Here is an 18,981-nt window from a genome sequence, read left to right on the forward strand (position 1 = left end):
TGGCAAGCAAACTTGCCAATCTGTCAAACTCGGGAAATGGACGACGACCGAGCCCTGGACGCAGTCGGCCCCCGGTTGCGCGAGCTGCGCCGGAAGCGGGAGGTCACGCTGGCCGAACTGGCCGCGCAGACCGGCATCGCGGCCAGCACGCTGTCGCGGCTGGAATCCGGCAACCGGCGGCCCACCCTGGAACAGCTGCTGCCACTGGCCCGCGCACACGGCGTGACCCTCGACGAACTGGTCGACGCCCCGCAAACCGGCGACCCGCGTATCCACCTCCGCCCGATCAGCTGCGCCGACGGAGTGACGATCCTGCCGTTGACCCGCCGTCCGGGCGGGATCCAGGCGTACAAGTTCATCCTGCCCGGGCAACGGAAGAAGCAGGAACCCGATCCCAAGACCCATGCGGGCTACGAGTGGGCGTATGTCCTCAATGGACAATTAAGGCTGGTGCTCGGCGAGCACGATATGACGCTTTCTCCGGGCGAGGCAGCGGAATTCGACACCCGGGTGCCGCATTGGTTCGGCGCGGCGTCGGCGGAACCAGTGGAGTACCTGTGCTTGATCGGACGGCAGGGGCAGCGCGCGCACGTGCGGGCCGCGCCTAAGGCATGACCGTGGCGGGCAGTCCGAATGCGGGGAAATGTTCTGCGCCGAGGAAGGACGTGAGGTCGCAGATCAGGCCCTCCCGCAGGGTCAGCACGGTGATGGACCACGCCTCGTGCGGGACAGTCCCCGAACCGCCGAGGTAAAACGCCACCGCGGGCTGGGCGTTCGCGCTGATCAGCCGGAAGCGCCAGCTCGGACAGCGCGTCATCGGGACCTGGACGGCGAACTCCGTCACGGCGGCGCGGCCGCGGTACCAGTGCGGCAGCGGCGGCATCGACCAGGTGACGTCCTCGGTCAGCAGGCTTACGAGGCCGTCGACGTCGCCTTCGGCAAGGGCGGTCGCGAAACCGGCCGCCAGCTCGTGGAGACGCGAGTCGCCGAGGATCTGCTGCTGCGTTCGGGCGGGAACGTGCGCCGAGATGGTCCGACGAGCGCGAGCCAGCGCGGAGTTCACCGAGGTCACCGACGTTTCCATCATCGTGGCGATCTCGGCGGCGGAGAAGCCGAGGACGTCGAACAGCAGCAGCGCCGCCCGCTGGTTGCCCGGCAGATGGCGGCACGCGGCGACGAAAGCCAGCTCAACCGCCTCGCGTTGTTCGCAACTGGCCTCGGGGAAATCAGGGCACGGACCCAGCCAGGCCACGTCGGTACGCGGAGCTGAGCCGAGGACGACCTGCTCGCTCGCCGGACCCAGGTCGACCGGCAGTGCGCGGCGGCCGCGCTGCTCGATGAGGTCCAGGCAGGTCCGCGTGGCGACCGTGTACAGCCAGGTGCGCAGCGTGCTGCGGCCCTCGAACCCAGGCAGCCCGCGCCACGCTCGCAGCAACGCCTCTTGCACGGCGTCGTCGGCGTCGTGCATCGAGCCGAGCATCCGGTAACAGTGCGCACGCAATTCCACTCGCAACGGCGCCACCGCACGGGTGAACGCAGCCGCTGAAGAAAATTCCCCCACGACCGACGATTCTGCCGCATCCGGCCGGTCTCACCTGGCAACGACTACCGAGGAGACCTGGAATGACCGCCACCTGGCCGCAGATCCACGCCGAACGCGCCGCGCTGGCCGACGACCTGTCCGACGCCGCATGGAACACGCCCTCGCTGTGCGAAGGGTTCTCTGTCCGGGAAGTGCTGGCCCACCTCACCGCGGGCGCTTCGCTCACGCCGCTGCGCTGGACGGCAGGCGTGCTCCGCTGCCGATTCGACTTCGATCGGCAGGTCGCGATGCGGTTGGCCGAGCACCTCGGCGACAGCCCGGCCGACACGTTGGCCCGCTTCCGCCGGGTCGTCACCAGCACGACGAAACCGCCGCTGCCGGTGGTGGCGATGCTCGGCGAGACGGTCGTGCACGGCGAGGACATCCGCCGTCCGCTCGGCATCCGCCACGAGTATCCGCTCGAAACGCTTACCGCGGTAGCCCGCTACTACCTCGGCTCCGACCTCGTCGTGCTCGCCAGAGGACGCGTCCGCGGCCTCCGCCTCGCAGCGACCGACAGCGACTTTTCCGGCGGCTCGGGACCCCTCGTGTCCGGCCCGACGCTCGCGCTGATCATGGCCATGACCGGCCGGTCCCGGTTCCTCGACGACCTGGACGGCGACGGCGTCGAGGTGTTGCGGCACCGCTGACGGGCTTGCACTCCGCCGCCAAGAGTTCTATAACAGCGGGGACAGTTATAGAACTCTAAGGAGATGCCCCATGCGCACCCCGACCCGGAAAGGACGCTTCGGGGAGTACGGCGGGCGCTGGGTGCCGGAATCGCTGGTGCCCGCCTGCCTCGAAGTCGCCGACGCGTTCGAGAAGGCCTGGGCCGACCCCGGCTTCCGCGACCAGCTCCAGACGATGCTCGCCCGGCACGTCGGCAGGCCAACGCCGGTGACGCCCGCCGAGCGGCTGTCCGCGGAACTCGGCGTAACCGTCGCGCTCAAGCGGGAAGACCTCACGCACACCGGATCGCACAAGATCAACAACGCGGTCGGTCAGGCGCTGCTCGCGAAACGGATGGGCAAGCGGCGGCTGATCGCCGAGACCGGAGCCGGGATGCACGGCGTCGCGACGGCCACCGCGGGCGCACTGCTCGACCTGCCGGTCACGGTCTTCATGGGCGAGCAGGACGTCGAACGCCAGTCGCACAACGTGTTCCGCATGCGCTACCTCGGCGCGGAGGTCGTCCCGGTGCGCACCGGCAGCCGCACGCTCAAGGACGCGACCAGCGAGGCGATGCGGCACTGGGTCAGCTCGACCGAGGAGGCGCACTACTGCCTCGGCTCGGTCGTCGGACCGCATCCGTATCCGTGGATGGTGCGGGAATTCCAGCGCGTGATCGGCGACGAGGCCCGCGAGCAGCACATGACCGTGCCGGATTACGTCGTCGCGTGCGTCGGCGGCGGATCCAACGCGGCGGGCACGTTCGCCGGATTCGCCGGCACCAGCGCGCGGCTGGTCGGCGTGGAAGCGATCGGCGGATCGGGCGCGACGTTCGGCCAGGCCGGGGTGCTGCACGGTTCGCGGTCGCTGTTCCTCCAGGACGAGCACGGGCAGATCCGCGAAGCCCATTCGATCGCCGCCGGACTGGATTACCCCGGCGTCGGGCCGGAACACGCGCACCTGCGCGACCTCGGGCGGGCTCGATATGTCGCGGTCGACGACGAAGCAGCGGTCGCCGCGGCCGCGCAATTGGCTCGTACCGAGGGGATCATCCCGGCGCTCGAATCCGCGCACGCGCTCGCCTGGGTGGCCGAAGCCGCCGGCACACCGGATCTCCCTGCTGGCTCGACTGTTCTGCTCACCCTGTCCGGCCGCGGCGACAAGGACATCACCACGCTCATCGCCCGCTCCGAGGAGTCCCGCGCATGAAAACCGACCGCAAAATCCTGATGCCGTACCTCACCGGCGGCGTCACTCCACAGTGGACTGACTATCTTCCGGCGATGGTCGAGGCCGGTGCGGACGCGATCGAAGTCGGCATCCCGTTCTCCGACCCGACGCTCGACGGCCCGACCATCCAGGAGGCGTCCAACGTCGCTCTCGCTGACGGAACGACTCCGCGAAGTGTCCTCAGTGCACTGTCAGAGACCACAGTGGACGTTCCGATCATCGTGAGCACCTACGCCAACTTGGCCGTCCGCAAGGGTTTCTGCACCGAACTGAAAGAAGCCGGAGTAGCCGGCCTGATCGTGCCGGACCTGCCGTTGGAGGAAGTGCCCGCGATCGAGGAGGGAATCGAACTGGCGTTGCTGGTCTCCCCCGCGACGCCAACCGACCGCGCACACGAGATCGCCGCGCGGAGCCGAGGTTTCGTCTACGCCGTCTCGTCGATGAGCACCACCGGCGAACGCGATCACCTGCCCGCCTCCGCGATCGACCTGGCCACCCGGCTGAAGGACGCCACCGACCAGCCGATCCTGGTCGGCTTCGGCATCTCGCGACCAGCGCATGCCGCCGAGGCCGCCAAGGTGGCCGACGGCGTGATCGTGGGCGCGGCGATCATGCGGCGGGTGCTCGACGGCGCCGGTCCGGCGGAGGTCGGCGAGTACGTCGCGACCCTGCGAGCCGCGCTGGACTAGAATCCGCTGGTCCCCGCAGAACCGGACCAGAACGGACGCGCATGGCCCGATACCGAGCGATCGCCGCGGATCTCGCCGCGAAGATCCGTGCCGGGGAGTACGCGCCCGGCGAGGCCCTGCCGCCGCAGCGGGAGCTCAGCGCGTCCTACGGCGTCACGCTCATGACGCTCCGGCAGGCGCTGCGCGAACTCAGCGACGAAGCCCTGATCGTGCAACAACCCGGCCGCGGCACCTTCGTGGCGCCGACACCGGCCTCGTACCAGCTGGGCTCCTTGCGCAGCTTCACCGAGGACTTGCGCGATCAGGGTTACGTCGTGCGCACCGAGGTCGTCAGCCAGTCGGTACGACGGCTGCCCGCACGCATCGCCGCCCGGCTGCAAGCACGGGCCGCGGATTCCGGTCTGCGGCTGGAACGAGTGCGCGAGTTCGGCGGCCGCCGGGCGATCCACCAGGTTTCGTGGATCGCTCCGCCGCACGGAGAACGCTTGCGGGACACCGATTTCACCACCACCTCGCTCTACACCGCACTGTCCGAACTGGACATCATGGTGGATCGGGCCGCGGAAACCATCCGCCCGGACGCCCTCGACGACAAGCTCGCCCGGCTGCTCGACGAACCGGTCAGCACCCCGGTCCTGGTCAGCGAGCGCACCACGAGCACCCCGGACGGCACGATCGTCGTCATCGACCGCGCGACCATTCTCGGCAGCATGATGCACATCAGCACCGAGCGCGCCGCCGACCGGCTGTCACTGCGCTGGGGCGCCGGAAGCTGAATCCCGGTGCCCGTGCGCCAAAACCGCCAGGTGCAACGAAAGCCGAGTGTCCGGATCGGACAAGTCCACGCCGAGCAACCGCTCGATCGTCGCCAACCGCGAATACGCCGCCGGACGACTCAGGTTCAACGCCTTGGCGAACTCCGTCATCGAGTACCCCGACTCGACAAACGCCCGCAACGTCGCGAACGCCCGGCTGGCCCGCGGTTCCGGCAGCGTCAGCAACGGCCGCAGCTGCGCCTCGGTGAACTCGTGCAGCCGCGGATGCTCCCGCAACCACCACAACAATCCGCGCACCCCCAGGTCGCCAGCCCGCCGAAGTCCAGGCGCACCAGGCGATTCGACGTCCGCGACATGCACCGCCTCTTGCAACGCCGCCGGTAGCTCGCCAAGCCGGCGCACCGGCCCGGCCGCCCCGAACGCCGCCGCCAGTCCAGCCGGGACCCCGGCGACCACGCGCTCCAGCAACGCTTTTTCGGCGGCCGCGGAGGAACACGGGAACACCGCCGCCACCCGGCCCTCCGCCAGCACACCGCCGATCCCGTCACTGGTCAGCACCGCGTCCAGCAGCGCCCGCTCCTGCCCAGCCTTGACCGGACGGCACACCAGCACCGCGTAGTACGCCGCCGCGGCCAGCCCCAACGCCCGCGCCCGCGCGCGGACCGAACCCTCGTCCGCGCCGTGCAGCAGATCCCGCAGCAAATCGCCCTGCGCCTCGATTTCCACCGACAGCGGCGAACGCTCCAGCAGCTTCCCCACGGTCAACGCCTCGGCCGCGCGTTCGAGCACCATCCACGCCGCCGGTTGCTCCGCCGACCGCGCGGGCACGACCAGCCGGCCCCAGCGTTCGCGCGGCGGCCCCACCGGCGTGCACATCCAGCCCTCCGGGCCGCCGACCTCGGTCGCCGCGGAAAACGGCACCCGCCGGGACCGGGCCGGCCAATCGCGCAGCAGCGATTCCGCCGAACCGACGCCGGCGAACGCGAGCGCCCGATGCGTCCGGTCTTCCAGCACGACCGGCAGCCCGATCAAGTCCGCCGCGTGCGCGAGGACCGCGTCCGGCGCCTGCGAAGCCGAGCCGACCGTGCTGAACGCTTCGTGCGCACGCTCGGCCAGCCGCAACCGCTCGTAATGCGCGTTGACGATCCGGGCGTGCACGATCTCGGTCACCTCGATGAAGCGGACCGTGCTGCGCAGCTCCACCAGCGGAAACCGCGCGGCGCGCGCGGCCTGCACCAGCGCGTCGGGCAACGACTTCAGATGCTGCCCCGGCTCCACGACCAGCCCGATCGCACCGGCGTCCCGCAGCGACCGCACGTACGCGACCGCGTCGAAGCCCGGCTCGGTGAACGCCCTCCCGATGGAGAGCACCAGAACGTCGCTGGTCAGCGTCCCGGCGACGTCGCTCAGCTCGCTCACGTGCACCGATCGCACCGGCACGTCGACCGCGTCCGCCGCCGAGCGCACGACCGGCGCCCCGGCGGCCATCACGGGCAGCTCGAGCACGTCTCGCAGGGTCAGGTGCACGCCGTCAGGATAACCCGACGATATGTAAAGCCAGACCCTGGCAAACCGACGGTTCGTCGGTTACCCGCGACCCGTCCGGGAGGCACCCTCAGAGGGCGAATACCAGGAAGAAAGGTGGCTCGATGAGCGATTCCGTGCCGACGCTGTCCCAGTGGATCGCCGGCGGCGAGGCAGCAGGCTCGCCGGACGGCTACGGGGACGTCACGAACCCGGCGACCGGGAAGGTCACCGCGCGCGTGCCGCTCGGCTCGGCCGCGGACGCCGAGGCCGCGATCGCCGCCGCGAAAGCCGCGTTCCCCGCCTGGCGCAAGACCTCGCTGGCCAAGCGCAGCCGGGTGCTGTTCCGGTTCCGCGAACTGCTCGACGCGCGCGCCTCCGAACTGGCCGAAATCATCACCGCCGAGCACGGCAAGGTGCTCTCCGACGCGGCGGGCGAAGTCGCGCGCGGCCTGGAGGTCGTCGAGTTCGCCTGCGGCATCCCGCAACTGCTCAAGGGCGCGGCGACGGCCAACGCGTCGACCGACATCGACGTCACGTCGCTGCGCGAACCGCTCGGCCCGGTCGCGATCATCTCGCCGTTCAACTTCCCCGCCATGGTCCCGATGTGGTTCTTCCCCATCGCGATCGCGGCCGGGAACACCGTGGTGCTGAAGCCGTCGGAGAAGGTGCCGACCGCCGCGAACTGGCTCGCCGAACTGTGGCGCGAAGCCGGTCTGCCCGAAGGCGTGTTCAACGTGTTGCACGGCAACAAAACCGCCGTCGACGCGTTGCTGCACAGCCCGGACATCGAGGCGGTTTCGTTCGTCGGATCGACGCCGATCGCACAGTACGTCTACGAGACCGGCACCGCGAACGGCAAGCGCGTCCAGGCCCTCGGCGGGGCGAAGAACCACATGGTCGTGCTGCCCGACGCCGACCTCGACCTGGTCGCCGACCAGGCGGTGAGCGCCGGTTTCGGGTCCGCGGGCGAACGCTGCATGGCGGTGTCGGTCGTGGTCGCGGTGGGCGACGTCGCCGACGCGCTGGTGCCGCGGATCGCCGACCGCGCGAAAACGCTGGTCACCGGCGACGGCACCCGCGGCTGCGACATGGGCCCGCTGGTCACCGAAGCGGCGAAGGACCGAGTGTCCGGCTACATCGCCGCCGGTGCCGAAGCAGGCGCGACGCTGGTGCTGGACGGCCGCGAAGGCGAATTCGACGCGGACGGCAACGGGTTCTTCGTCGGCCCGACGGTGTTCGACCACGTCCGCCCGGACATGCCCATCTACACCGACGAGATCTTCGGCCCGGTCCTTTCGGTGGTGCGAGTGGAGACGTTCGCCGAAGCGATCGAACTGATCAACGCCGGTCCGTACGGCAACGGCGCGGCGATCTTCACCAACGACGGCGGCGCGGCCCGCCGGTTCTCCGCCGACGTCGAGGCGGGCATGGTCGGCGTGAACGTGCCGGTGCCGGTCCCGGTGGCCTACCACTCGTTCGGCGGCCGCAAGAACTCGCTGTTCGGCGACACCCACGCGCACGGCGGCGAGGGCGTGCACTTCTTCACCCGCGCCAAGGTCGTCACCACCCGCTGGCCGGGCCCGGAGCAGGGCGGGCTCGACCTCGGCTTCCCGCGGAACGTCTGAGAGGGGATCAGCGATGGACACTCAGTCAGCAGCGGCCCGGCATCTCTGGATGCACTTCTCCCGCATGGGAAATTACCCGGACTCGCCGGTCCCGGTGATCACCCGCGGCGAGGGCGTGCACGTGTGGGACGACCGCGGCCGCAAGATCCTCGACGGGCTCGCCGGGCTTTTCGTCGTCCAGGCCGGGCACGGCCGCCGCGAACTCGTCGAGGTCGCCGCGCGGCAGGCGAACGAGCTGGCGTACTTCCCGATTTGGGGTTATGCCACGAAACCCGCGGCGGAACTGGCCGAACGGCTCGCGCACCTCGCACCGGGCGACCTCAACCGCGTCTTCTTCACCACCGGCGGCGGCGAAGCGGTCGAGTCCGCGTGGAAGGTCGCGAAGCAGTACTTCAAGCTGACCGGAAAACCCGGCAAGCACAAGGTGATCAGCCGCGCGGTCGCCTACCACGGCACCCCGCACGGCGCGCTCGCGATCACCGGGCTGCCCGCGATGAAGAAGGACTTCGAACCGCTCGCCCCTGGCGGTTTCCGCGTGCCGAACACGAACCTGTACCGGCATCCGGAGTTCGCCGACGACCTCGAAGCGTTCGGCCGCTGGGCCGCGGACCGGATCGAGGAAGCGATCCTGTTCGAGGGCGCGGACACGGTCGCCGCGGTCGTGCTCGAACCGGTGCAGAACTCCGGCGGCTGCCTCACGCCGCCCCCCGGGTACTTCGCCCGGGTGCGGGAAATCTGCGACCGGCACGACGTGCTGCTGGTCGCCGACGAGGTGATCTGCGCGTTCGGCAGGCACGGCACGACGTTCGCCAGCGAGAAGTTCGGCCTCCAGCCGGACCTGCTGACCTGCGCCAAGGGCCTCAGCTCCGGCTACAGCCCGATCGCCGCGATGATCGCGTCCGACCGGGTGATGGAGCCGTTCCTCGGTCCCAAGGTCGGTTTCCCGCACGGGTACACCTTCGGCGGGCACCCGGTGTCGGCCGCGGTCGCGCTCGCGAACCTCGACCTGATGGAACGCGAGGGTCTCAACCAGCGCGTGCTGGACAACCAGGACGCGTTCCGCTCGACGCTCGACAAGCTGCTGGACCTGCCGATCGTCGGCGACGTCCGCGGCGACGGGTACTTCTGGGCGGTCGAACTGGTCAAGGACAAGGCGACCCGCGAGACGTTCAACGCCGACGAGCGGGAACGCCTCGTCCGCGGCTTCCTGCCCGGCGCGCTGTTCGACCGCGGCCTCTACTGCCGTCCGGACGACCGGGGCGACGTCGTCGTCCAGTTCGCCCCGCCGCTCATCGCGGGACAGGCGGAGTTCGACGAAATCGAACAGATCCTGCGAGACACCCTGCTCGAAGCGCAAAAACTCGTCTGAGCCACCTGGCGAGGGAGGAGGCCGGGACCGTCTGGTCCCGGCCTTCTTCCGTGCCGTCGCTTATCATGGTGACAAGGAGTCCTAACCGCGAGGCGGCGCGCATGCCCGAGCACGAACCCGGCCTCGACCGGCGGCTGGCCGACGCCATCGAGCGGCTCGGGAACGGCCTGCGCGCGCTTTCCCAGCGCAGCGCCCGCACTCAGGGCCTTTCGCCGCTGCAGCAACAAGCGGTGCTGTCTCTGGCACGCCATCCCGCTCCGCGTCGCGAAGTGAACGCACTTGCCGCGGAGTTCGACGTGACCACGCCGACGATGTCCGACGCGGTCAGCGCATTGGAACGCAAAGGACTCCTCACCCGCTCACCGGGTTCGGACGGACGCCGCCGCCTGCTCACCCTCACCGCCCGCGGCTTCCAGGTCTCCGCCGAGTTGTCGGCATGGGACGAACAGCTGGTGGGCTCGCTGGCCGCGCTGCCGGAGCAGGACCGGGCCACGACGCTGCACACGCTGTTGCGGGTGATCGCGGACCTGCAGCGCAGCGGTGCGATCAGCGTCGCCCGGGTGTGCACGACGTGCCGGTTCTTCGGACCGAACGAGCACCCCGACCCGGAAGCCCCGCACCACTGCCACCTGATGCGGAAACCCTTGGCACTGACCGAATTGCGCACCGACTGCCCAGAACACGAGCAGGCGACGGCCTGACCTACCGCACAGCGACCGGTCAGAGCGCCTGCCGCGGCAGTCAACGAGTCGGTGTTGTCAGCGAAGGTCATCGCTCCTCTTTCCTCCGCGGGCGGGAGATCGACGCGTTCGACGTCCGGAAGCACACCGTAAACCGCTTGCCCGGAAACGGAACCGAGCTCCTCGCGGATGTGCTCGAACCCGGTGTAAATTACCGCAGGAATATTCCAGCCATAGTGAAGGCATTCGCATTCCGTCGCTAATTCTGGCTATTCCTCGCTGTCGCGCACTACGAGCGCGATCTGCACCCGGTTCACCACGCCGAGCTTCGCGAACAGGCTGCTCGTGTGCGCCTTCACGGTCGCCACGCTGATGTGCAGCCGCGCGCCCACCTCGGCGTTCGACAGCCCTTCCGCGATCGCCCGCGCGGTGTCCCGTTCGCGTTCGGTCAACGCGGCCAGCCGCGCCTGAGCCGCTTCCCGCGCGGCGCGCCGGGTCTCCGACGACTGCGGCCCCATCGCCGCGGTGATCAACCGGCTGGTGGCGGCCGGGGACAGCGCGGGGTTCCCGTCGGCGACCGCGCGCACCGCGGCCAGGATGTCCGGCGGCGGAGTGTCCTTGAGCACGAACCCGAGCGCGCCGGCCCGCAGCGCGCCGAGCACCATCTCGTCGGAATCGAACGTGGTCAGCACCAGGATCCGCGGCGGGTCCGGCCAGCTGAGGATCGCTTCGGTCGCGCTCAGCCCGTCGCGGCCGGGCATCCGCACGTCCATCAGCACCACGTCCGGCCGGAGCCGGCGGACCTCGGCGATCGCGGCGTCGCCGTCCGCGGCCTCGCCCGCGACCTCCAGGTCGGCTTCACCGTCGAGCATCAGCCGCAACGACATCCGCACCAGCTGATCGTCGTCGACAATCACGACCCGCACCCGGTCCACTCACTCGCTCCCTTCGCCGCGGGCAGGCCACGGCAGCCACGCGGTCAGCACGAACCCGCCGTCCGGGTCCGCGTGATGGTCAAGTTCACCGCCGGCGAGCTCGACCCGCTCGGAAAGCCCCAGCAACCCGAACCCGGCCGACGGCGGCGGCGTCACGCTTTTCGTCGCGCCGGAATCCCGCACCGTCACGCGCAGCCCCTCGCCCTCTCCTCCCGCAACGGTGACACACACTTCGGCTCCAGGCGCGTGTTTTCCGGCATTGGTCAGTCCTTCTTGGACGATCCGGTACACCGTGCGCGCAAGCAGATCCGGCGGCGTCCCGACCGACTCCGGGGTATAGGCGACGTTCACCCCGAGCGCCCGCGCGTCCGCGACCAACGCGGGCAGATTCGCCAGCGACGGCTGCGGCGGCTCAAGCCCGCCCGGACTGGCCCGCAGGACCCCGAGCACCTCCCGCAGCTCCTCCAGCGCCTGATGTGCGCCGTCAGCGATCCCCCTGGCCAGCATTGACGCCTGCGCAGGCGGCAGATCGGTGCGATGCCCCAGCACCCCAGCCTGCATCGCGACCAGCGAAACCCGATGCGCGAGGACGTCGTGCATCTCGCGTGCGATCCGGTGCCGCTCGACGATCCGCGCCTCAGCCGCCCGCGCGACCTGCTCGCGTTCCGCGCTCTCCGCACGTTCCCGCAGCGACTGCAACTCCTCGCGCCGCGCCCCGATCGCCGCCCCGATCGCCACGACGATGCCGGTGATCAACACGATGAACGAAAGGGACAGCCACCACGGATCCGGATCGGAACCGCGCGGGTAGAGCCCTTCGGTGACCGCCGCGGTACCGACGCACGCCAACGCCATAAAGGTGGTCTCGAGCGGCCGGCGCCGGGTAGCGAGCGACCCGAGCACGAGCAGCGCGGCTCCCCCGGCGGACGCCGACACCGCCGAGACGATCACCACTCCCGTCGCGACCGAGAGCGGATACTTCCGCCGCCACATCGACGCGACCAGACAGCCGAGCCCGATGACCGGATCCCCGAAGAGCAGCCACTCGGTCCGCAGGTCCTCGTATCCCGGCGGCAGCGAGGAAGCGACCGCCAGCCAGGCAACCGCTCCGAGCAGCGCGGCCACGACCAGCCGCCACCCGTGCTGCCACGGCTTGAGCTTGACCTGCGAAACGATCACCAGCCCATCTTCGCCGATCGGCCGTCGCTGTGCAGCCACCCACGGCACACTCCGCGCCCTAGACCAAAGTAGTAACCCTCGACTTTGGTCGGCCCAGGTTGACTCCGCAGGTCCGATGCGCACCGCAGCCGCGGCCGACACACTGAGGGCACCACGAACTCAGGGAGAACACATGAGCAAGGGCGGCTACTCAGCAGTGCAGATCGTCGGAATGGTCATCACCGTCGTCTCCGCACAAGCCGCGATCCGCAGTTTCTTCGACCACGACGCGCGCCAATTGTGGGGCATCATCGACTGGGTCCCCGGCGGCTGGGGCGGGCAGCTCGCCGCATTGGTCGTGCTGACCCTGGCCGGAATGGCCCTGGCCGGCTGGGCCCACGACCGCACCAAGGCGAAAAGCTGAGTCCACTTCAGACTCAATGCACTTCCGGCCCAAGCGCCGCATAAGTCTCCGGACGCTTCCGCCGCAGATACTCCGCCATCGCCAGCCCCGCGACAATCAGGATCGGCAGCAACCACGGCAGCAACCCGATCCACGCCGCGTCGGACCCCGCCATCGTCGGAAAGTTCAGGACCGCCAGCACAATCACCCCGATCAGCCCCGCACCGCCCAGCCCCGGCGCGACAAACGTGCTCCACCAATGCGGATCCCGCCGCTGCCGGAAGAACACCACCACCGCGATCGACGCCATCGCCTGCAACACGAGGATCGCCAACGTCCCGAACCCAGTCATCGACGACGTCAGAAACGCGACCGGATCCAGCCCGAGCACCGCGAAGACCGCGGCCACCAGTGTCGCGAACCCGATCTGCGCCGCACTGGCATTACGCGGCGTACCGGAAACCGTACGCCCCAACACCTTCGGCAGCACACCGTCCCTCGCAAGCGCGTAGATGTACCGGCTAGCGGAGTTGTGCAACGCCAGCAACGCGGCGAACAAACTCACCACGAGCAACAGTTGCATGGCATCGGTAAGCACGGTCCCGAGAACGTCCTGCGAGGTAGCAAGGAGCAGGTCGCCCGCCGCGAGATGATCCTGCGCCACGGATTTCGCGTTCTCCACCCCGATCGCGCTCACCAACGCGAGCGAGGTAACCGCCGCGAACACCCCGATCGCGATCACGGCGATGTAGGTAGCCCGCGGCACCGACTTGTTCGGGTCGCGCGCTTCCTCGCTGAACAACGCAGTCGCCTCGAACCCGATAAAGCAGGTGGCAGCAAACAACAACCCAAGCCCAATAGATCCCGACGTGACGACCGCAGGCGACAACGCACTGAGCGAATACCCGGACTTCACGAGCACCGCGACGTCGAACACGACCAGAATGCTGACCTCGAGGATCAGCGACACCGCAAGCACCTTCGCCGAAACGTCCACCCCGCGCCGGCTCAGCAAAAACACCGCGACGACGGACAGCGCAGCCCAAAACTCCCACGGCAAGTCCAAATGAAAGACCCGGTTGACCACGCCCCCCGTCAACGCACCGGAAGTCCCCACCGCCCCCGCCACGAAACAGTTATACCCAGCCAACGCCACAAACGCCCCGGACAGCCCCGCCGGACGCCCTAACGCCGCGGTAAGATACGCGTAGAATCCACCAGCGTTGGAGACGTACCGGCTCATCCGCGCGTACCCGACACCGAACAGCAGCAACACAATCCCAGCGATCAGGAACGACGCAGGCATCCCGCCGCCATTGCCCAGCGCGATCCCGAGCCCCGCGATCACCACCATCCCGGTCAACGGCGCGACCGCGGCGAGCACGAGAAACGCGATCCCGCCAGTGCCAAGCGCGTTAGCGCGAAGCTGCCCTCCGACAGCCTCCGGTGTCGACTGCTGTGCCATCCAGGCCTCCCGATCCGCACGAGGCTCCCGTTGCCCCGCAGCGTCCCAGTGTGCTTGCCGAGCACCCGATCGCCCTTGTCGCCGCAGGCAGAGGTCTTGCCAATCCGCGCACCCCCGCCGCCTCCCCGAGGTCCGTGCGGGGAACCCTCATCGACTCTGATCGCCTCAGGGTTCCCCGCACCGACCCGCCACCGCGCGTGAAGGCCCCCTTCCCGACCCTAGATTCCCTCAAGGGGCCCCTCACGGAACAGGATTCCCTCAAGGACCCCTTCACAGACCGCCGCCCAACACCCGCCCGCCGGGATCCGCCCCAATGTGGCATTGGGTGCGTCCGACGCACCGAACGCCACATTGGGTGCATCCCACGCACCCAATGCCACATTGGGGCGCTAACCGCACCCCGCCCCCCTCACGCACCCACACACCCAAGCCGCGCAACAAACCGCAGCCGCTGCACCCACCCATCGAGGCACCCAGCCCTCCCCCAACCCCGATACAAAGCCGCCCTGCGGTTCGGGGGTGCTTGTCAAGGCATCTTTCCCGCCTTGACAAGCACCCCCGAACCGTCAGCACAATGAGCTAACGGGGTGCCCCACGCAACCACCCCACAGCAATGTCGCCGCCAGGCGACGAGCAATCACCCCAACACCTCCCGCAACCGAACAGCAAACGCCTCCGGCTCCCCCGCATACCCGTGCTCCCCGCCAAGAAAACCACCGTGATGACTGGGAAACACAGTCACCCCGGACCCGACCCGACCGGCAAGAGCCCGGACGGTCCGCCCGGTAAACGTATCCCCAGTCTCCTCCCCCACCGCGAACACAACCCGAGTAGACGCGTCCCGCAAGGCAGCGACATCCGGCACGTAATCAATAACCGGCCGGGACCGCTCAGACAGCAACGGATCATCCCGTTTGCCGTCATCCGCCGCAGGCATCCCGAACTGCCCGGGCTCGGCGACCGGTTGCGCGAAGTACTCCTCAGTGAACTCCCCGGTCCAACTGGTCATCGCGATGAACGCAGCCATCCCGTATCCCCATCCCCGGGCCAGATACACCTCAGTCATCGCATCGCAGGCCCGCTTGGCCGCCTCGACATCCGGCAACGCGAAAATCGCCGGCGGCTCGTGCGCCACCAAGGTCACGACATCCCCCGGAAACCCGGCAACCAACGCCAACGCGGTAACCGCCCCGCCACTGCTGGCGAACAAGTCAACCGGCCCCACTCCAAGAGCCTCGATCACCGCATGCACATCCCCGGCCTGCACCTCGGGCCGGTTCTCCGTGCCGCCGTCGGACCGGGTGCTCCGGCCGAGTCCCCGCGGGTCGTAAGTGACCACCGTCCGATCCGGAAAGAACGACAGCAGCGTCGTGAACCCGCTGGCGTCCATCGGCTGCCCGATCATCATCAACGGCCGCCGTCCCTCCGAGAGCGGCTGGTTGTGCACGTCGTAAACGATGTCCGCGCCGTCAAGCACAAGATGATGACTAGCCACAGCAAGCTCCCCTGCCTCGTAAGACCCGTGCGAGCAGCCTACCCGATCATCTCGCCATAAGGTCCACAATGGACTGAAACGCGCCGCGAACCCCATCAGCTATGCTTGAGCCGTGGCGAATTCGGCAGGCAGCAAAGGAATGCCGCGTCCTGAACGGGAGCGGCTGATCCTCGATGCCGCCGTCCAGGAGTTCGGCTCCCAGGGCTACGCCCACGCCTCGGTAGCCGCCATCGCCCGCCGGGCGGAAATTTCCAAACCGCTGGTATACGGCTACTTCGAGTCCAAAGACGGCCTCTACCTGGCCTGCCTCCACCGCGGCGCGGCCCCGCTCGTCGACGCCGTCACCGAAGCGCAAACCGGCACCGGCCTGGACCGCGCCCTCGGCACCTTGGAAGCGATCTTCCGCACCCTGGAACCCCGCCGCCTGGACTGGGCCGTCCTCTGGGACCCGACGCTGCCCCCGGGCTCCGCAGTGGACGAAGCGGCCCGCGCCTACCGCCGCAAACTCTCCACACTCGGCGCGGAAGGCACCCAGGAAGCCTTGGCCTCAGCCGGTTTCGCCGACCCCGCCGACGCCTCTCTGTTCGCCCGCATCTGGTACGGCGCGGTCGCCGCTACGGTCACCTGGTGGCTCGAGCATCCCGAAGAACCCGCCGAAACCACCACCCAGCGCTGCGCCCGCATCCTCACCTCCCTGCGCGGCTGATTTCGCAGTCCACCCACTCGAAATACCCGCTCCCCGACACTGGCCGCCCCCGAAACGCGCCAGAATACGTGTAAGCACCGACATAACCGCGCCCATGGCCGTACCGCAGCGGACTGTCCACAACCGCCTCCACCGCCACGACCTCCTCCGCGCCATCCCGCACCGTCCACCGGAACCGCTCCGGAACCCGCATCTCGCGCCCCCGCGGATCAACCTCCGGCTCGGCCCGATGCGCTACCTCGACCCGCACCTCCCGGTACACCGCCGCGGCGCCGTCAAGGGTGCGCAAGTGCGCGAGCCGGCAAGCCGTCGCCCCGGCCGCGCGAACATCGGTGAGCAACAGTTGCGTCCGCTCATCGAGATTGATGATCTGATACGTGAAGAAGTCGATCGGCAACTTGAACCGCTGCGGCAATGGCGAACGCCGAAGTGCTTGCGGCGAAAGAGATCGCGCGTACTCAACAGTGCAAAGGCCGCCGATCTCAGTCTCACCGGTGTCGTCAGTGATCATCCCGGTGAAGCTGGCGAGCAAGCTCAAGTGGTCGTACGCCGGATTGCGCACGAACCACGAGACCTGCGGCGTCGCGGTGATCGCCAAGTCCGCGGAGAATCCGGCGTACCGCGCGTGGACCTGATACGACGGATGCGCTGCTTCGACAGCCAGATCCGAATCCCACTCCAGTCGCGAACCGTCCTCGGCGAAGCGGCATTCGGTGCGGGAATCGTAAGCCTGGTAGTGATGGTGCCCCGGCGCGGCAGTGGAGGAGAGCACGGTCGTGGTGCGGCGGGCGTCAGAGGTCGCGAGGTAGTCGTTGTCGAAACAGACCGCGCCGGTGCTGCCGATCAGCGTCATGGTGTTGAGGTAGCGGTGCGGCCGCGGCAGTTCCGGCACGAAAATGCCGTAGTGCGTCCACGCCCAGGTCCGCGAGCCCGCATGCGGCCGCAGCAGACCGGGGCGGTCGAACGGCTTCGCGGACTCCTCGATCCGCTGGTCGAAGCGAGGGAGCACCTTGTTCACCACGAACGGGGCGGCAGCGGTCAGCATGCTCATCTTTCCTCCTCAACAACTATTACCCTAGAGTAAGTTACCCAAGGGTCAATTCGGAAGGGAGCAGACGGATGACACGGTCCTGGTGGGGTTGGGGCGACGTCGAGGAAGCGCTGACCGCCGAAGAGACAGCGGCGCTGGTCGCGCGCACCGCCGCCTTCCTGCCCGCCCACGACTTCACCGACCACACCCCGCCGGCGCCGGACGAGCTGCCGGTGCCGCCGTCCCGTCTTCGCCCGCCCACCGCGCTGGCCCGGCTGTGCTCGACCGACCAGGCCGACCGGCTGTCGCACGCGCGCGGCAAGGCGTTCCGCGACGTCGTGCGGAACCTGGAAGGACGGGTCGAAGCAGTGCCGGACGTCGTCGCGCGACCGGAGTCCGAGCAGGACGTGCTCGACCTCCTGGACTGGTGCTCCACCGACGGCACGCCGGTAATCCCGTACGGCGGCGGCAGTTCCGTCGTCGGCGGGATCGAACCGCGGTTCCCGGCACCCGCGGTGTCACTGGATCTCGGCCGCCTCGACCAGGTCGTGGAGATCGACCGGACGAGCCGCGCCGCGCGCATCCAGGCCGGGGCGTACGGACCGGCGCTGGAGGACCAGCTCCGCCCGCACGGGCTGACCCTGCGGCACTACCCCCAGTCGTTCACGCACTCCACGCTCGGCGGCTGGCTGGCGACCCGCGCCGGCGGCCACTTCGCCACGCTGGCCACGCACATCGACGACCTCGCCGAATCCCTGCGCGTCGTGACCCCCGCCGGTGTCAGCGAGTCGCGGCGGCTGCCCGGTTCGGGGGCCGGACCGTCGCCGGATCGGATGTTCCTCGGCTCGGAAGGCACGCTCGGCGTGATCACCGAAGCCTGGATGCGCCTGCAAGAACGCCCACAGTGGCAAGCGAAAGCGTCAGTCAGCTTCGCCCGGTACTCCGACGCGGTCCGAGCGACCCGGGCGATCGCCCAGTCCGGCCTGTACCCGGCGAACTGCCGGCTCCTCGACGCCGCCGAAGCGTTCCTCAACACCGGCGTCCAGGCAGACGGTTTGCTGCTGCTCGCGTTCGAGTCCGCCGACCATCCGGTGGACGTCTGGCTGGACCGCGCGCTCGAACTGACTGCGGACCACGGCGGCACCGTCACCGCCCGCCGCGGCGAGTCCGGTTCGACGTGGCGATCGGCGTTCCTGCGGATGCCGTACCAGCGCGACGCCCTCGCCCGCCGATCGATGGTGGTGGAGACCTTCGAGACCGCCTGCACCTGGGACGCGTTCGAGTCCCTGCACGAGGCGGTCACGACAGCCGCGAACGCGGCGATCGCCGAGATCTGCGGCGCGGGCGTGGTGACCTGCCGGTTCACCCACGTGTACCCGGACGGCCCCGCGCCGTACTACGGCATCTACGCGACCGGCCGCTGGGGCAGCACCGTCGCGCAGTGGGACGAGCTGAAAACCGCGGTGTCCGAAGCGATCCTGACCCACGGCGGCACGATCACCCACCATCACTCGGTCGGCCGCGACCACCGTCCGTGGTATGACCGGCAGCGCCCGGACCCGTTCGCCGCCGCCCTGTCCGCGGCGAAAGCCGCCCTTGACCCAGCCGGAATCCTGAACCCGGGCGTCCTTCTCCGCTGACC

Annotated in this window: 18 protein-coding genes; 11 read left to right on the forward strand and 7 right to left on the reverse strand. The window is 69.1% G+C overall.

Going from position 1 to position 18,981, the window contains the following annotated elements:
* The first annotated feature begins 36 nt into the window (after window positions 1-36).
* Window positions 37-615: a helix-turn-helix domain-containing protein gene (locus L3Q65_RS28215; RefSeq protein ID WP_237597115.1), complete on the forward strand. Its 579-nt coding sequence runs from the start codon at window positions 37-39 to the stop codon at window positions 613-615.
* On the opposite strand, the gene L3Q65_RS28220 is transcribed toward L3Q65_RS28215, so the two are convergent.
* Window positions 605-1,561 (reverse strand): sigma-70 family RNA polymerase sigma factor, encoded by a 957-nt coding sequence (locus L3Q65_RS28220; RefSeq protein ID WP_237597116.1) that lies wholly within the window; start codon window positions 1,559-1,561, stop codon window positions 605-607. The genes L3Q65_RS28215 and L3Q65_RS28220 overlap by 11 nt on opposite strands.
* A gap of 62 nt (window positions 1,562-1,623) precedes the next feature.
* Between L3Q65_RS28220 and L3Q65_RS28225 the strand changes: the two genes are divergently transcribed.
* From L3Q65_RS28225 to L3Q65_RS28240, 4 genes are all read left to right on the forward strand, one after another.
* Entirely contained in the window at window positions 1,624-2,232 is a 609-nt protein-coding gene (locus L3Q65_RS28225) for a maleylpyruvate isomerase family mycothiol-dependent enzyme (RefSeq protein WP_237597117.1), read from the forward strand.
* A gap of 70 nt (window positions 2,233-2,302) precedes the next feature.
* The gene (trpB, locus tag L3Q65_RS28230) at window positions 2,303-3,460 is read left to right on the forward strand and encodes a tryptophan synthase subunit beta (protein ID WP_237597118.1); all 1,158 of its coding nucleotides are present in this window, start codon (window positions 2,303-2,305) and stop codon (window positions 3,458-3,460) included.
* Window positions 3,457-4,170 (forward strand): tryptophan synthase subunit alpha, encoded by a 714-nt coding sequence (gene trpA, locus L3Q65_RS28235; RefSeq protein WP_237597119.1) that lies wholly within the window; start codon window positions 3,457-3,459, stop codon window positions 4,168-4,170. Before trpB ends, trpA begins: the two co-directional genes overlap by 4 nt.
* A gap of 41 nt (window positions 4,171-4,211) precedes the next feature.
* Window positions 4,212-4,946, forward strand: a complete 735-nt coding sequence (locus L3Q65_RS28240; protein ID WP_182890139.1) for a GntR family transcriptional regulator — start codon at window positions 4,212-4,214, stop codon at window positions 4,944-4,946.
* Here L3Q65_RS28240 and L3Q65_RS28245 read toward each other — a convergent pair.
* Complete coding sequence (locus tag L3Q65_RS28245) at window positions 4,920-6,473, reverse strand: PucR family transcriptional regulator (RefSeq protein WP_237597120.1); 1,554 nt, start codon at window positions 6,471-6,473, stop codon at window positions 4,920-4,922. The two genes, L3Q65_RS28240 and L3Q65_RS28245, sit on opposite strands and share 27 nt — an antisense overlap.
* A 122-nt stretch (window positions 6,474-6,595) precedes the next feature.
* Here L3Q65_RS28245 and L3Q65_RS28250 point away from each other — a divergent pair, with 122 nt between their 5' ends.
* The 3 genes from L3Q65_RS28250 to L3Q65_RS28260 all read left to right on the forward strand — a co-directional run bounded on the left by L3Q65_RS28250 (window position 6,596) and on the right by L3Q65_RS28260 (window position 10,168).
* Window positions 6,596-8,098 carry a CoA-acylating methylmalonate-semialdehyde dehydrogenase gene (locus L3Q65_RS28250; protein WP_237597121.1) on the forward strand — a complete coding sequence of 501 codons (1,503 nt, stop codon included), beginning with the start codon at window positions 6,596-6,598 and terminating at the stop codon, window positions 8,096-8,098.
* Window positions 8,099-8,111: 13 nt separating this feature from the next.
* Window positions 8,112-9,467: an aspartate aminotransferase family protein gene (locus L3Q65_RS28255; protein WP_182890136.1), complete on the forward strand. Its 1,356-nt coding sequence runs from the start codon at window positions 8,112-8,114 to the stop codon at window positions 9,465-9,467.
* Window positions 9,468-9,568: 101 nt separating this feature from the next.
* Window positions 9,569-10,168, forward strand: coding sequence for a MarR family winged helix-turn-helix transcriptional regulator (locus tag L3Q65_RS28260; RefSeq protein WP_182890135.1), 600 nt, complete (start codon window positions 9,569-9,571; stop codon window positions 10,166-10,168).
* A 248-nt stretch (window positions 10,169-10,416) separates the two neighbouring features.
* On the opposite strand, the gene L3Q65_RS28265 is transcribed toward L3Q65_RS28260, so the two are convergent.
* Together L3Q65_RS28265 and L3Q65_RS28270 are read right to left on the reverse strand one after the other, a co-directional pair.
* Window positions 10,417-11,034 (reverse strand): response regulator, encoded by a 618-nt coding sequence (locus L3Q65_RS28265; protein WP_220506923.1) that lies wholly within the window; start codon window positions 11,032-11,034, stop codon window positions 10,417-10,419.
* Between the two features lie 48 nt (window positions 11,035-11,082).
* A complete protein-coding gene (locus L3Q65_RS28270) occupies window positions 11,083-12,300 on the reverse strand; it encodes a sensor histidine kinase (RefSeq protein WP_237597122.1) in 1,218 nt (405 codons plus the stop codon).
* 133 nt (window positions 12,301-12,433) lie between these two features.
* On the opposite strand from L3Q65_RS28270, the gene L3Q65_RS28275 reads away from it, so the two are divergent.
* A complete protein-coding gene (locus tag L3Q65_RS28275; RefSeq protein ID WP_182890133.1) occupies window positions 12,434-12,664 on the forward strand; it encodes a hypothetical protein in 231 nt (76 codons plus the stop codon).
* A gap of 13 nt (window positions 12,665-12,677) precedes the next feature.
* Here the strand turns inward: L3Q65_RS28275 and L3Q65_RS28280 are convergent, their stop codons facing one another.
* Both L3Q65_RS28280 and L3Q65_RS28285 read right to left on the reverse strand, forming a co-directional pair.
* Window positions 12,678-14,108, reverse strand: a complete 1,431-nt coding sequence (locus L3Q65_RS28280; protein ID WP_237597123.1) for an APC family permease — start codon at window positions 14,106-14,108, stop codon at window positions 12,678-12,680.
* 637 nt (window positions 14,109-14,745) lie between these two features.
* Window positions 14,746-15,585: an alpha/beta fold hydrolase gene (locus L3Q65_RS28285; RefSeq protein WP_237597124.1), complete on the reverse strand. Its 840-nt coding sequence runs from the start codon at window positions 15,583-15,585 to the stop codon at window positions 14,746-14,748.
* Between the two features lie 130 nt (window positions 15,586-15,715).
* Here L3Q65_RS28285 and L3Q65_RS28290 point away from each other — a divergent pair, with 130 nt between their 5' ends.
* On the forward strand, window positions 15,716-16,309 hold the full coding sequence (locus tag L3Q65_RS28290; protein WP_237597125.1) for a TetR/AcrR family transcriptional regulator: 594 nt from the start codon (window positions 15,716-15,718) through the stop codon (window positions 16,307-16,309).
* On the opposite strand, the gene L3Q65_RS28295 is transcribed toward L3Q65_RS28290, so the two are convergent.
* Window positions 16,290-17,360, reverse strand: a complete 1,071-nt coding sequence (locus L3Q65_RS28295; RefSeq protein ID WP_237597126.1) for a DUF6670 family protein — start codon at window positions 17,358-17,360, stop codon at window positions 16,290-16,292. The two genes, L3Q65_RS28290 and L3Q65_RS28295, sit on opposite strands and share 20 nt — an antisense overlap.
* A gap of 68 nt (window positions 17,361-17,428) precedes the next feature.
* Between L3Q65_RS28295 and L3Q65_RS28300 the strand changes: the two genes are divergently transcribed.
* On the forward strand, window positions 17,429-18,979 hold the full coding sequence (locus L3Q65_RS28300) for an FAD-binding oxidoreductase (protein ID WP_237597127.1): 1,551 nt from the start codon (window positions 17,429-17,431) through the stop codon (window positions 18,977-18,979).
* The last annotated feature ends 2 nt before the right edge of the window (window positions 18,980-18,981 follow it).

Source organism: Amycolatopsis sp. FU40 (assembly GCF_021903635.1).
GTDB classification, from domain to species: Bacteria; Actinomycetota; Actinomycetes; order Mycobacteriales; family Pseudonocardiaceae; genus Amycolatopsis; species Amycolatopsis dendrobii.